The organism is Desulforamulus reducens MI-1, from assembly GCF_000016165.1.
Classification (GTDB): domain Bacteria; phylum Bacillota; class Desulfotomaculia; order Desulfotomaculales; family Desulfotomaculaceae; genus Desulfotomaculum; species Desulfotomaculum reducens.
In genome coordinates this window covers 2,644,088-2,658,045 of record NC_009253.1, presented here as the reverse complement: position 1 = coordinate 2,658,045, position 13,958 = coordinate 2,644,088, and the positions used below count along the sequence as shown (strand labels likewise).

Genomic DNA, 13,958 nt, shown 5'->3' with positions numbered 1-13,958 from the left:
GGTATAAACATGTTTTCAGATCTGGAAATTGGTGTATTTATAGATGAGCTTGAAGAGAAAATTCAAGTGATTAACGATGGTTTGCTGGCTTTGGAGCGGGATGAGAGTAATCCTGACATTATCCAAGAGATTTTTCGAGCTGCCCACACCGTAAAGGGTTCTTCGGGTATTATGGGTTACCAGAACATGGCCAGCCTTACCCACGAAATGGAAAACCTCTTTGATAAAATCCGTCATGGAGAAATTCATGTAACCTCGGAGATGATCAATGTACTCTTCGAAGCCCTGGATACCCTAAAGGCATTAAAGGAGGAAGTAACAGGGGAAGGTCCCGCTGTGGATACTTCTGTAGTGGTAGAGAAAATTAAAGCCTTTGTAACCGGGGGCGATGCAGCGCCCGAGATACCCGAACCACCGAAGGAAAACCCTGTAGCTTCTGTTAAAGCAGCCGCCACTGTACGACAATGGCTGGAAATTGGTGATGTGGAAGAAAATGTAATTAGAGAAGCCGAGTTAAGGGGCTTCCAATGCTATCGCATTGCCATCGATATTGATCGGGACTGTCAAATGAAAAATGTTAGGGCCTTTTTGGTCTTTGAAACCCTGCAGCAGGTGGGTGAAATCATTAAAAGTGAGCCCTCTGCCGAGGATATTCAGGAGGGTAAGTACGACATCAGTTTCCAGGTGTTGCTAATTACTAAGGAAGATCAAGACCAAATTAAAAATCTTATGGTTACCATCTCCGAGGTTACCGAAGCAGAGGTTCAACCTGTGCTGCTGAACAGTATCGAAGCAGTGATTGAGCAACCGAAAGCTCAGACAACCACCACGATAAACCGCCCGGTGGAACAGGAGAACAATGCAGTCAAGCTGGAGACCACCGAGAGAAAGACCGTTAAAACCGTTCGGGTGGATGTTACCAAACTGGATAATCTAATGAATTTGGTGGGGGAGTTGGTCATCGACCGTACCCGACTCAATCGTTTTGCAGAAATCTTTGAGTCCCGTTTTGGTTCCGATGAAATGGTGGAAGCCATTAATGAAATTTCCAACCACCTGGGTCAGGTAACCGGCGATCTGCAGGAACAAATTATGAAAGCCCGCATGCTGCCAGTGGCACAGCTATTTAACCGTTTTCCCCGCATGGTACGGGACACCGCCCAAAAACTGGGCAAAGAAATCGACTTTGTGGTGGAAGGTAAGGAAACCGAACTGGACCGTAATGTAATTGAAGTTATTGGTGATCCCATCATCCACCTAATTCGAAATTCCATTGACCACGGCATAGAATTACCGGCAGAACGTCAGGCTGCAGGAAAGAATAGAGTGGGAACTCTATTGCTAAAGGCTTCCTATGCAGAAAGCCATATTGTTATCACCGTAAAAGACGATGGTCGGGGCATGGATGCCAATAAGATCCGCAACAAGGCTGTGGAAATGGGCTTTGTGGATCGGGAAACCGCTGACCGTATGAGTGATCGAGATGCCCTGCAATTGATCTTCAAGGCGGGTTTTTCCACCAAGAATAATGAAGTCAGCGACTTGTCTGGTCGAGGCGTGGGCATGGATGTGGTAAACACTGCCATTGAGCAAATTAATGGTACGGTGGAATTGGATACCAAACTGGGTGCCGGTACCACCATCACCATTCGTTTACCCTTAACCCTAGCCATTATCCGGGCCCTCATGGTAACCCTGGGCAACCAGGTATATGCTTTCCCCTTAACCAACGTATCCGAAACCATTCGTATCACCGATCAAGAAATTCGCCGCATTGGCAACAACGAAGTGATTGTGGTGCGAGATAAAATTCTACCACTGGCTCGCATGGGTCGTCTGTTCAATTGTGCTGAGTGTGAAGAATCCAGCAAGATGTATGTGGTAATTCTGGGTTCCGGTGACAAAAAGATTGCGGTGGTTGTTGATAAATTGTTGGGAGAACAGGAAATTGTCATTAAGTCCCTGGGCGATTACCTGGGGCAAGTACAGGGTCTCTCCGGTGCCTGCATCCTAGGTGATGGCAAAGTGGCCCTCATTGTGGATGTGAGAGGTCTGGTAAAGGATCTCGGGGCTGAGGAGGTAGCCTATGCTGCCGGTTAAAGTCCTGGTGGTGGACGATTCCTCCCTGATGAGGCGGCTGATTAGCCGCCTATTGGAGGAAGACAAAGGAATAAAAGTCATTGGCACCGCTGCGGATGGACTGGAGGCCCTACAACAAATTAAGGCCCTGCGGCCCGATGTGGTAACCATGGATGTGGAGATGCCCAGGTTGGACGGTATTGCCACCCTGCGCCGCTTGATGGTGGATTTTCCTACACCAGCGGTGATGCTCAGTGCCCATACCCATGAGGGTGCCCGGGCCACCATGGATGCCCTGTCCGCCGGGGCAGTAGATTTTGTGGCAAAACCCACTTCCTCCGCTGAATTACCAAGGATGGTGGAGGATCTCAAGACCAAAGTAAAGGTAGCGGCCAGGGTTTCCCTGCGCAGGGTGCGAACCACCCTAACACCGCCGCCGGCACCGCTGGCTCGGCCTAAGCCAGCCACAACAGCCGCCCCTGGGTCAGCTAAAGCGAAGCCCCAGACCCAGGTTCGAAGGCAGCCCTATTGCGGCAAAATTGATCTAGTGGTCATTGGCTGCTCCACCGGTGGCCCCGCAGCCCTGCAGCAAATCATTCCCTACCTGCCTGCCAATTTACCCGCCGGGGTTGTGGTGGTTCAACATATTCCAGTGGGTTTTTCCAAATCCATGGCAGAGCATTTGGATAAGAAAAGTGCCATCTCGGTACGTCATGCCGCAGAGGGTGATGCAATAAAAGCAGGCCAGGTACTGGTTGCCCCGGCGGGCTACGACTTAAACTTTAAGGCCAAAGGCAACGGCTCCACCGTTGCCCTGAGTAATCAAGGGGCTCCTTTGGCTCCCGGGGGTTTCCGCCCTTCGGTGGATTGGGTGATGAAATCTGCCGCCGAAGTCTATGGTTGCCGAACCCTAGCCGTACTATTAACTGGGATGGGACGAGACGGTGCCAGAGGGATGCTGGCCATCAAAGAACAGGGTGGCCCTACCATCGCTGAGCACGAAAGTACCTGTGTGGTTTATGGCATGCCCAAGGCAGCCTACGATATTGGGGCTGCGGGTAAAATGGTACCCTTACCACAGATTGCCCAGGAAATCCAAGCTTTTTTTGATGTTTAATATAAAGTTAAGGTCTTGAACTGCCGAATACAAAAGTAGAAGAGAGAAGAACAGGGTGATCGCTATGAAAATTAACGGCTACAAACCAACCGGTGAAGTATTCAAGGCCTACCAGCAAAATAAAGTGGATAAAAATAAATCCAATAAAGCTAGCCAGCCAGCAGCCGATTCCGTGCAGCTTTCCCATGAGGCAAAGTTTAAGAAAGAAATCGAAAATACCTTGAAGGAACTGCCTGAGGTACGGGAAGACATAGTGAATAAGCTCAAAAAAGAAATTCAGGCCGGCACCTACAAGCCGGATGCCCATAAAATTGCAGATGGAATTTTACAAGAGAGGCTCCTGGACAAAGAGATTTAAAGGATGGTGCAGATGGAGTCTTTATTTTTTAGCCTATTACAGGTATTGACTGAATTGAATGAAAATCTTACAGCCATGTTGCGGGCCACCGAGGCCCACAACCAAGCCCTGCGGGCCAACGACATGACCACCATTAAAGAGGTTCTCAAGGAACTGGACCCGATTTCCAAACAGGTGAGAACCTTTGATACCCAGCGTGAGGCCATCCAAGCCTCCCTGGAGGAAAGGCTTCAGTTACCCAAGGGAAGCACTCTAAACAAGACCCTACAACATGCACCAGTACATCTAGTACAGGATTTAAATAAAGTAGCCCAGAGTCTCACCGATACAACCGAAGCCATTCAAAAAATAGTTGAGATTAACAATGTCCTAACAAAGCAAGCCCTGCATTTTAATGAAGTCCTGCTAAATACCATGAGGCCTGCTAAATCTACCTACAACCCAACAGGCCAAACATCCGGTAATAAACCGTCTACCTCAATTCTTAACAAAACGATCTAGTTGAAGAAATTAACAACTAGGAAACCTAAACCTAGGTGCCTGGCTCACGCCGTTACAAATCCCAAGCACCAAGCAATCGCTCTCAAACGAGCGTGCGCCTGGCACCGTCGAAGAAGCAGATAACTGATGGCTGACAGCTGATGGCTGACAGCTAAAAAGGTGGTATACAATGACCAGTACATGGTTCGGCTTAGAAATTGCAAAACGGGGCACCCAGGTATATCGTAAAGCCATGGATGTCACAGGGCATAATATTACCAATGCCAATACACCCGGCTATTCCAGGCAGGAAGCGGTTATTTCTCCCTCTACCCCCTGGACTCGGCCGGACTATTTAACAGCAATGACCCCCGGCCAACTGGGTACAGGTGCTGACGTAAAAGAAGTTAGACGCATCCGGGACTACTATCTGGACGTTCAAATGCGCAATTCCGGTAGCTTCGAAGGGTACTGGGAAAAAAAGCTGGATATGGCCAAAAGGACAGAAACAGTTTTTCTGGAACCGGACGGCAGGGGATTGCAATTAACCCTACTGAACTTCTTCAATGATTGGCAAAACCTAAATAACTCGCCCCAGGACCCAGGGGTTAAAAAGGCCGTAAAGGAAACCGGTGACGAATTGGCCACCATCTTCCGGCAAATGCACAATCAACTTTCCAACATTGATAAAACAGTCAACAGTTCCTTACAGTATCAAGTGGATCAAGTGAACCACTTAACAACTCGTATTGCCGAACTGTCCAACACCATTATTAACGTGATTGGCAACGGGGCCCAGCCAAACGATCTGCTGGATGAGCGAGATAAACTGCTGGATGAGTTGGCTAAATTTGGCCACATCAGTGTAGACACCCAGGACAACGGAGGCATCGAAGTTCGCTTTATTGAAACCTCTGGATTGCTGGTAAAAAATGATGTCAATGGCAAGGTTATTACTTCAAAACTCTCTCTAGTTCCCTATGCCGGAAAAGATGGCAATGAAAATCATCTGGCAGTGGATGGGAAGGATGTTATCAACCTTACCACCATGGCCGACTACTTTAACACCGCACCAGAAGGAGCTGGCAGGGGAAGTATTTTAGGCCAAGAATCAGCTAGGTTAGAGAACCTGTCTGTTTCAAATAAGTTGGATTTGTTAGCAAAATCCATTATCGATCGAGTCAATGAAAAGTCTGGCCTACCGGGTCCGGCGAAAATTACGAAACCCTTTAGCTTCTTTACCGGCAACGGGGCTGCAGATATTTCTCTGGGCGATGAGATAAAAAATAATCCTGAGGTTATCATCGGCGAAAATGCTCTGGCCGTGGCTCAGCTTCGCAGTACCCCCATTCGGACCCTAACCGGAGATGAAGATGTACGGAACGGCAGAACCTTTACAGATCTGTCCCAAACTCGCTTTACTGTGGAAGGACCCGGTGGCAATAAACAGGAAATTGACCTCTATCTGGATGGGGAATTGGCCCTGGGATACAGAAACTTTGGCGAAATAAAAGCTGCTATGCAAAAGGCCCTGGACCAAAAATTTGGTAAAGGGGAGTTTACGGTGGGGGACGATGGCTTAGGACACATTGTATTATCGGCCAATAACGGCGAAGGAACCCTAAAGGTGCAGGCCACTGGTTCCAATATTGGTCTAAGCTATCTCTTTGGTCAGCCAAAGGATGCCTATGTTTTGGATACTACCTTTGAAAATTTTTTCCAAGGCATTGTTGCTCAGGTGGGTGCTGCGGCGGACCACCACGACAATATGTTGGAGAACCAGCAGGCCATCGGCCAACAAATTGAGGCCCTTCGGCAATCTGTTTCTGGCGTTTCCATAGATGAAGAACTAACTAAAGTAATTCAATACCAGTATGGCTACCAGGCCTGTGCCCGCATGATTTCCATGCAGGATGAAATGCTGGATTACCTAATCAACCGCATAAGGTAAAGGGGTGATGGTCAGTGTTACGAGTATCTACAAGTCTTTTAGGTAATAACCTGCGCAACTATATACAAAACAATTTACAGAGAGCTGCCAAGTATCAAGAGCAATCTTCCACTGGTAAAACTATTAACAGGCCATCAGATAGCCCCAGCCAAATAAGTTATCTGATGTCCGTCAATGCTACTTTGATCAGCAACGAGCAATATTCCCGTAACATTAAGGACGGTTTGGCCTACCTGAACCAGAGCGACTCGGCCCTGGATACAATGGGGAAGCTTCTGCAGGATGCAAAGGTAGAGGCTAATAAGGGTGCCAACGGTACTTTAACACCGGAAGATCGGAATGCCATTGCCGAGCAAATTGATCGGCAAATCGACGCCATGGTGGATATGGCTAACAGTGCCTTAGGGGGCAAATATTTATTTGCCGGTCGGAAAAACGGTCAACCACCCTTCTATCGGGACCCTGACAGCGGCGAAATCTATTACCGGGGAGATACCAACCTGGTCAGTCGGGAAATTATTTTTGGTTACAGCTATGAGGTAGTTGCTGCCGGGGTAGCGGATAATTACATTACCGGCACTGTGGACCTCAGCCAGGGCAAAGTGCTAAAGGCCGAGGACATGACCTTTAAAGTGGCCTTAGATGAGAATAACGTTAAAGAAATTGATTTAAGCGGTTATATATCACCGGGCTTCCGTAAGTTTGATGATATAAAAAATGCCATGCAGCAGGCCTTAGATGATAACTTTGGTACACAAACCATCGCTGTCGATGATGATGGCAAAGGTCATATTGTACTACAAGCTAATAACGACGCCACGGCCTTTAAAGTGCTATCCAGTGATCCACTGGACAGCACCAAACAGGGGCATACCACTTTCTTTGGCGGCGAACGCAGTGTTATAAACGGGGTCTTTGGTAAATTAGCCAGCTCCACAAATCCTGCCAATCAGCTGGATGACCCCATGAACCCCGGGCAAAAAATGACCAAAGTTGTAGGCGGACCCTTTGAGGTTCTTAGTAAGTTAGTGACGAATTTAAGAAACAATGATTCCCAAGCAGTAACTGATTCCCTAAAAGACTTGGAAAATGCCCATGACGATATGCTGAAGCAACGTGTCGGAGTAGGGGCCAGAACCCGCCACCTGGAGGCAGTGCAGGATCAATTGGATGACCAGGAAATTAAATTGAAAAGTATTCTAGTTGATGTTCAAGGGGCTGATATTACCAAATTAACCATTGAAGTGGCCCAGAACCAGCTTGTACACCAGGCATCCTTAATGACAGCCTCCAATCTACTGAATACCAGCCTATTACAATACTTAAAATAAATACTCAACAAACGTTCAGGCACTGCATAAAAAGAAGCTGTCTGAACGTTGTTTTTATTAAGGTGAGATGACCAAAGTCCTAGGTGCCTGGCTCACGCCGACAGAAATCTTTGTATCAGAGAAATCACTACCATACGAGCGTGTGCCTGGCACCTCTAAGAAATTAGACACCGACAAAGAGGTGATATAAATGAAAATCGGCGCCGGTGGTCTGCAATCCATTATCATGAGTGATATGATGCGATCCCTGGAACCCACCGTAAAGCCCAAGGCCGGAGTTGAGGAAACCCTCATGCAAGCCCAGGGACGGGATCAAAATCAGCTAAAAAAAGAACTAAACCGGGCTGTGGAACGCCTTAATCACCTGGTCGAAGCCCTGAACTACCCTATCCAAATTGTCATCAAGGAACTGCCGCCCAGGCTTAGAATGGTATTAAAGGATAAACGAACGGGCCAAGAGAAGGAAATTGAATATGATGAATTGGACCAACTGGCTGCCCATCTGGAAGATGCCAAAGGGGTCCAGTTGGATGGTTACGCCTAGCACCCGCTTTACAGGGTGCTATTTTATTTGGTGCAAAGCAACAAAATGAAAACGAAAATACAAAATAGCATAAAGTGCTGCAGTATGATGCAATGGCTAAACCATCGGAAGAAGTTACCGAAATATGAATTAGAAGGTAACCCCGGGCGGCCGACCGGGACAACCAAAGCTTAACTCAAACGTAAGGATGCGTGCGAGTATAAACATTCAGGGAGGAATAACACAATGAGAATTAACCACAATATTGCAGCCCTTAACACCTATCGTCAGTTAAGTAACAATGGTATTCAAACCAACAAAGCCCTGGAGAAACTTTCTTCCGGTCTCCGCATCAACCGTGCCGGTGACGATGCTGCTGGTCTGGCAATTTCTGAGAAAATGCGTGGCCAAATCCGTGGACTGGATCAAGCGGCTCGTAACGCTCAGGATGGTATCTCTATGATTCAAACGGCTGAAGGTGCTTTAAATGAAACACATAGCATTCTGCAGCGTATGCGCGAATTGGCTGACCAGTCTGTTAACGGTACCAACACTGCCGATGACCGTAAAGCCCTACAGGATGAAGTAACACAGTTAAAGAGTGAAATTGACCGCATTGGTAATACTACAGAATTTAACACTCAGAAGTTGTTAAACGGTTCTTTAAAAGGCGCTGCAGGGGCGGCAGTTGGTGCCAATACAACGATAGGTGGAGTTGTAGGTAAGCTTACAGCTGCAACAATGACAGGCGCTAATGCTCTGAAAGGTGACTGGTCGGGTGCAAATTTAACTTTTGGTACTGATACTTTAACAATTGATGGACAAAAAATTGACGTAAACTGGGATACTTTGTTAACCACAGAGGAAAAATCGTTACTTAATTCCAACTTATCAAGTGCAGATGCAACCACGCTTAATAAAGCGAAGGATACCATTATTAATGCTATTAATACAGCAATTGATAATTCTGGAAAGAACGTTACTCACATTTCTGGTTACCTTGATGGTACTAATAAAATGGTTCTACAAAGTGGTACACAAGGTACCAAATCTGAGGTAACTGTAACAACTATTGCAGCTGGTACATCTGTAGGAGCAAAGCTACTCTCGCAAACTGATGGAGCAGTATCCGCTGCAGCTAACCTTGGTACAGATAAATATAATGGTACAAATATTGCTGCGCAAAAATTTGATGTGTACCTTGGTGATACCTTAATTGGACAATCTGGTGCCTTAACTGTAAACAATGGAGATACCATGGCTAGCGCAGCAACTGCCCTTCAAACTCAAATTAATGCCGCAATTAATACCTACAATACTGGCACAGCTAAAACTGCAGGTCAGGAAGGTTATGTTGAAGCAGTTACCGTTACTGTTACTGATGATGGGCGCTTTGAAATTAATAGCCCAAGTGGTTCGATCAATTTAAAAGATCTGACTGGACAGACCGCTGTTTCAGATTTAGGTTTAAGTTCTGCTCAAACAGAAGCTGCAGGTAATGGTGGAATGACCTTCCAGATTGGCGCAAATCGTAGTCAAACCATTACTTTTGGAATCGGTGATATGCGTTCAGCTGCTCTTGGAATTTCCGGCGTTGATATTTCTACTGCTGGGGGTGCTTCTACAGCTCTGACTTCACTTGACTCTGCTATCAAGAATGTTTCTTCCGAGAGATCCAAATTGGGTGCTGTACAAAACCGCTTAGAGCACACCATTAACAACCTAAACACTTCTTCCGAAAACTTGACCGCCGCTGAATCACGTATCCGTGACGTAGATATGGCTAAGGAAATGATGGAGTTCACCAAGAACAACATCCTCTCCCAGGCAGCCCAGGCTATGCTGGCCCAAGCCAACCAGCAGCCCCAGGGTGTACTGCAACTGCTACGTTAATTCATCAACTATACAGAGAGACCTTAGACCTTCTAGGGTCTCTTTTTATTGCTTTAAATCACGACAACAATTATGTTGCAATGACAACAGTAGATTCCAATTAGAAAAACTTGGCTCCGCCAAGTCTTTTAGACGCCGGCAGAGCCTTAGTTTGCCCTTATGCAAGTCGGAAAGTTTTATACTTTCTGACTTGCTGAGAAAAGACCCTATGCCATAAGCATCAGGGTCTACTAATATTTTCTAATAATTATGCTTTAAATAACAAGGAATAAGCATCCAATTGTCGAATAGTGAAAATTATCAATAATAAGACAAAAGTCCCATTGCATTGAGGCAAAGGTCTTGTGGAGTTAACCAGGTACAGAAAGGGGGAAGGCCTGGCTCAATTGGTACCCAGGCTTGAAAAAATGCAAATAGCGGATATTGAGATGTTTATTAATGCACTGAATAGAGACAAAAAACTTCCGACATCTTTGCAGGACAACCCGGTGGATCAAATTAAGTTTGACAATGGAACCAATCTTGAAGCCTTTTTAAACCAATCGGAGTTGGAAACCTATAACCGGCTAAAAAATCAACTGCAAGAGGTTAACCAAACATTAAAGGAACATGGACACCCTCATATTGAGGAAATCTTTTATTCCTTTGAGGAGATCACTGGTAACTTAAATGCCCTGTCCATGAATGCTACCTTTCGGGAAGGTTTGCTTCAAGGCTTTCGTTTGGCCCAATTTTTTCTGCAAGGAACCTACAAACAAGAGCATTTACCTAAAAAATAAATTATTCCAATACATACAACAGACAATTAAAATTCCTTATTTTTTCTTTGGCGAATCCAACAGGGATTTTACCTCCAACATCTTATTCCATATTTCCTTAACTTTATTTGGACTCATACCTTCTTTTTCCCATTCTTTGATAAGTTCAATGTAACCGTGGTTAATTTCCAGAGCCTCTTTCATTTGTTCAGGGGTTCCTTTTTTGTTTTCCCAGGCTCTGATCATATCCACATAAAGTGGATCTAACTGAACCCTTTCATTACCGGACATTACCTTTGTTCTGCCCAACAAATAGTCCGCACTAACATTGAAATAATCTGCCATATTTTTCACGGTCTGCAAATCTGGTTCTCTCTGTCCGATTTCATAAAGAGACAGGGCCCCTCGTCCCAGGTTTAACTTGGCCGCCAGCTCTTTTTGTGTCAGCTTTTCCCGTGTTCGTAACTCAATCAACCGTTTTGCAAACATAGCTCACCTCATAATTAACAATCAATGCTAGATAAATTATACATCGAAGTTTCGATTAATAACGACACATTGCAACAAAACGTAGCATTATTGTTCGTCTAATGCTTTCAACTTATACAGACTCAGCAAAAACTTTTAACCCATAGACTAAAGTCTGGTTAAAAGCAACCGATCATATAAACAAATGCTACAAAATGAAGCATTAATACAATGACACACCAACGTTAACAACAAATTGCAGCAACAATGCTGTGGTTGGTAAAACCACAAAGGATTGTGGGTGTTCACGAAAGAGGGTGGTCAACAAAATCACAAGGGATGGTGATTAATAGTGCTGGTATTAACCCGTAAGGAAAACCAGTCCGTTGTTATTAATAAGGAAGTCAAAGTGGTGGTCCTGGAGGTCATCGGCAATACCGTAAAACTGGGCATCCAAGCCCCCAACAGTATGGATATTGTCCGTACTGAATTACTGGAGTTGGCAGGGGAAAACTGCCCGGCTGCTAATTAGCAGCCATTAAGCTTATAGCCACTAAAACAAGGTAAGAACGGAAGCTTACCGTAAAATTCAAGGAGGGTTTAATAATGAGAATTAACCATAATATTGCAGCCCTTAACACATATCGTCAGTTAAGTATCAATGGCGATAATGGAAGCAAAGCTTTAGAGAAATTATCATCTGGTCTGCGCATTAACCGTGCCGGCGATGATGCTGCTGGTTTAGCTATCTCTGAAAAGATGCGTGCTCAGATCCGAGGCTTAGATCAAGCTAGTCGTAACGCTCAAGATGGTATTTCCATGATCCAAACTGCTGAAGGCGCACTGAATGAGACCCACAGTATTCTGCAGCGTATGCGTGAACTAGCAAACCAGGCTGCTAACGATACCAACGTAAACGTTGACCGCGATGAAATTCAAAAGGAAATTAACCAGCTAACCTCAGAGATTAACCGTATTGGTAACACCACCGAATTTAACACACAGAAATTACTGAATGGCGGACGTCAGATTACAGCAAATGCTACCAAATCCGGTGTTGCACTTACAGGTGGATCAGCAGCAGCTGCTACTAATGCTTCCGTAACAGGTGGTGTGAATGGTACTGATGCTGTAGCCGCAGTTTGGGATTCAGGGGCAATCAATGTAGGTGCGGGTGTTGCTGATACAGAGACATTTACATTTGGTGGAGTGACAGTAACTCTAAAAGTCGGTGCGGTTACAACTGGTAACCTTTCTTCTACAGCCGGAAATGCTGTTACCTTGGATATTAATACCGCAGATATTGCCGATGCTACAAAATTAAGGGACGGTTTAGTAGCTGCTTTTAATGCTGCAGCTGCAGTAGGTGGAAGTCCAATTGCGGACATTTCGTTTTCTGCTGAAGGTACAGGTTTAAAGGCAACAGGTACGCTAGCTCAAGGTGCTACAAACAATGCTTTTGAATTTGCAGAGACTTCAACCAACGCATCCTTTGGTAACGTTGGTGCTACTGCTCAACAAAGTAACGGTGTTGGTGTAGCTGGTGTTACAGGTGTTGCTGCAACAGGTGTGATTACCTTTACTAACGTTGCTCAAGAGGGTTCTTTCATCACATTGGCTGATAAGAAAATTGCATTTTGGGATAGTGGAAATACTACCTACGCTAATTCTGTTGAAGCAAAAGCTGCATTACAGGCTGATTTTGTAGTCGATGTAGCTAGTGCAGCAAATGCTACAGACATGGCAACAGCAGTGGTTAACCAGGTGGGCGCAAGTGGAATAAATGGCTACACACTTTCCAATGCTGCTGGTGTACTTACTCTTACCGCAAATGCTGATGGTGCATTCTCAGGTAGCACTAGAGCCAGTGTTACAGATATTACTGCAACCGCAGCTGCAACAGGCAGTTTTAACTTTGATGGAACACCTACTGAGGGTTCAATTATTACAATAGGTGATCAAAAAATTGGCTTTTATGATAGCTCTTTAGGAAATTATACAAGTGATGCAACAGCCAAATCAGGGTTAGAGACTAATTTTGCTATCGATGTTAAAGGCTTAACAGCAAAAGAAACTGTGGATAAGTTATTAGCGCTACAATCGGATCTTAATGCTAAATTGGTAAATGATGTTAATCTAGGTAAAAACTTTAGCTCAGATGGAACGGTAAACTTGGTTGTTACTTCAGCTTCAACTGGGTTTGCTGGGAATACTATAAAGCTTGATGTAAGTAAGGATGCAACTGCTGATTTTAAGGCTACAATGCAAATTGGTGCAAATACAGCTCAAAGCTTCTCTATCGATATTAAAGATATGCGTGCTAAAGCCCTTAAAGTGAGTGGAGATACTTCAGAGGGTGCTGTAACAGCTAAGAATGGATCAGTAGCTAATTACGTAAAACTCGAAAATGTTTCCAATGGAACTGACAATAAAAATGTTGAATTTGCATTGGATGTTTCTACCCATACAAAAGCCACGGCAGCGGTAAGTGTCATTAACGATGCTATTGAGGCAGTTTCTGCCGAACGTTCCAAGCTTGGAGCCTTCCAGAATCGTCTGGAGCACACTATTAACAACCTGGGTACCTCCAGCGAAAACTTAACCGCTGCTGAATCCCGTATCCGTGACGTAGATATGGCTAAGGAAATGATGGAGTTCACCAAGAACAACATCCTCTCCCAGGCAGCTCAGGCTATGCTGGCACAAGCCAACCAACAGCCTCAAGGCGTACTGCAACTGCTTCGTTAATTTGCTATCAACAACTAAGGGATCTTGGTTTATCCAGGGTCTCTTTCCCTTTTTCTAATCGTCCTTCCGAAATTTCCCAAAAGGGGACTGTCCCTACTTGTGTTAATAACTTAACGAGGTAAAGTATATTCCGAACCCTTCCAAGGCCACCTCGCCGACAGAGGTTTATTTTTTTTGTGCGTCCATGAAAACCCAACTACTAATGAAGAATATGAATGATTCAGCAACCTTAAAAATTGTAGAAAGCAGGTG

12 protein-coding genes are annotated in these 13,958 nt (G+C 45.2%); 11 read left to right on the top strand and 1 reads right to left on the bottom strand.

Annotated elements, in window-relative coordinates; all coding sequences use genetic code 11:
• The first annotated feature begins 9 nt into the window (after positions 1 to 9).
• From DRED_RS12980 to DRED_RS12935, 9 genes are all read left to right on the top strand, one after another.
• A complete protein-coding gene (locus tag DRED_RS12980) occupies positions 10 to 2,100 on the top strand; it encodes a chemotaxis protein CheA (protein WP_011878748.1) in 2,091 nt (696 codons plus the stop codon).
• Positions 2,087 to 3,196 carry a protein-glutamate methylesterase/protein-glutamine glutaminase gene (locus DRED_RS12975; RefSeq protein WP_011878747.1) on the top strand — a complete coding sequence of 370 codons (1,110 nt, stop codon included), beginning with the start codon at positions 2,087 to 2,089 and terminating at the stop codon, positions 3,194 to 3,196. Before DRED_RS12980 ends, DRED_RS12975 begins: the two co-directional genes overlap by 14 nt.
• A 64-nt stretch (positions 3,197 to 3,260) precedes the next feature.
• The gene (flgM, locus tag DRED_RS12970) at positions 3,261 to 3,554 is read left to right on the top strand and encodes a flagellar biosynthesis anti-sigma factor FlgM (RefSeq protein WP_011878746.1); all 294 of its coding nucleotides are present in this window, start codon (positions 3,261 to 3,263) and stop codon (positions 3,552 to 3,554) included.
• A 12-nt stretch (positions 3,555 to 3,566) separates the two neighbouring features.
• On the top strand, positions 3,567 to 4,055 hold the full coding sequence (locus DRED_RS12965) for a flagellar protein FlgN (RefSeq protein ID WP_011878745.1): 489 nt from the start codon (positions 3,567 to 3,569) through the stop codon (positions 4,053 to 4,055).
• Between the two features lie 169 nt (positions 4,056 to 4,224).
• Positions 4,225 to 5,985: a flagellar hook-associated protein FlgK gene (flgK, locus tag DRED_RS12960; RefSeq protein ID WP_011878744.1), complete on the top strand. Its 1,761-nt coding sequence runs from the start codon at positions 4,225 to 4,227 to the stop codon at positions 5,983 to 5,985.
• A 14-nt stretch (positions 5,986 to 5,999) separates the two neighbouring features.
• Entirely contained in the window at positions 6,000 to 7,316 is a 1,317-nt protein-coding gene (flgL, locus tag DRED_RS18375) for a flagellar hook-associated protein FlgL (protein WP_011878743.1), read from the top strand.
• A gap of 190 nt (positions 7,317 to 7,506) precedes the next feature.
• Positions 7,507 to 7,860, top strand: coding sequence for a hypothetical protein (locus tag DRED_RS12945; protein ID WP_011878742.1), 354 nt, complete (start codon positions 7,507 to 7,509; stop codon positions 7,858 to 7,860).
• Between the two features lie 225 nt (positions 7,861 to 8,085).
• Positions 8,086 to 9,732 (top strand): flagellin N-terminal helical domain-containing protein, encoded by a 1,647-nt coding sequence (locus tag DRED_RS19610; RefSeq protein ID WP_011878741.1) that lies wholly within the window; start codon positions 8,086 to 8,088, stop codon positions 9,730 to 9,732.
• A gap of 407 nt (positions 9,733 to 10,139) precedes the next feature.
• Positions 10,140 to 10,511: a hypothetical protein gene (locus DRED_RS12935; RefSeq protein WP_156779663.1), complete on the top strand. Its 372-nt coding sequence runs from the start codon at positions 10,140 to 10,142 to the stop codon at positions 10,509 to 10,511.
• Between the two features lie 36 nt (positions 10,512 to 10,547).
• Here the strand turns inward: DRED_RS12935 and DRED_RS17965 are convergent, their stop codons facing one another.
• Complete coding sequence (locus DRED_RS17965) at positions 10,548 to 10,979, bottom strand: helix-turn-helix domain-containing protein (protein WP_011878739.1); 432 nt, start codon at positions 10,977 to 10,979, stop codon at positions 10,548 to 10,550.
• A 331-nt stretch (positions 10,980 to 11,310) separates the two neighbouring features.
• On the opposite strand from DRED_RS17965, the gene DRED_RS12925 reads away from it, so the two are divergent.
• Together DRED_RS12925 and DRED_RS19800 are read left to right on the top strand one after the other, a co-directional pair.
• On the top strand, positions 11,311 to 11,490 hold the full coding sequence (locus DRED_RS12925; RefSeq protein WP_011878738.1) for a carbon storage regulator: 180 nt from the start codon (positions 11,311 to 11,313) through the stop codon (positions 11,488 to 11,490).
• Positions 11,491 to 11,564: 74 nt separating this feature from the next.
• Positions 11,565 to 13,706: a flagellin N-terminal helical domain-containing protein gene (locus DRED_RS19800; protein WP_011878737.1), complete on the top strand. Its 2,142-nt coding sequence runs from the start codon at positions 11,565 to 11,567 to the stop codon at positions 13,704 to 13,706.
• Positions 13,707 to 13,958 lie beyond the last annotated feature (252 nt).

Coding starts and splice junctions, on each gene's coding strand:
- DRED_RS12980 (WP_011878748.1), top strand. CDS start 10: ATGTTTTCAGATCTGGAAATTGGTGTATTTATAGATGAGCTTGAAGAG.
- DRED_RS12975 (WP_011878747.1), top strand. CDS start 2,087: ATGCTGCCGGTTAAAGTCCTGGTGGTGGACGATTCCTCCCTGATGAGG.
- flgM (WP_011878746.1), top strand. CDS start 3,261: ATGAAAATTAACGGCTACAAACCAACCGGTGAAGTATTCAAGGCCTAC.
- DRED_RS12965 (WP_011878745.1), top strand. CDS start 3,567: ATGGAGTCTTTATTTTTTAGCCTATTACAGGTATTGACTGAATTGAAT.
- flgK (WP_011878744.1), top strand. CDS start 4,225: ATGACCAGTACATGGTTCGGCTTAGAAATTGCAAAACGGGGCACCCAG.
- DRED_RS12945 (WP_011878742.1), top strand. CDS start 7,507: ATGAAAATCGGCGCCGGTGGTCTGCAATCCATTATCATGAGTGATATG.
- DRED_RS19610 (WP_011878741.1), top strand. CDS start 8,086: ATGAGAATTAACCACAATATTGCAGCCCTTAACACCTATCGTCAGTTA.
- DRED_RS12935 (WP_156779663.1), top strand. CDS start 10,140: ATGCAAATAGCGGATATTGAGATGTTTATTAATGCACTGAATAGAGAC.
- DRED_RS17965 (WP_011878739.1), bottom strand. CDS start 10,979: ATGTTTGCAAAACGGTTGATTGAGTTACGAACACGGGAAAAGCTGACA.
- DRED_RS19800 (WP_011878737.1), top strand. CDS start 11,565: ATGAGAATTAACCATAATATTGCAGCCCTTAACACATATCGTCAGTTA.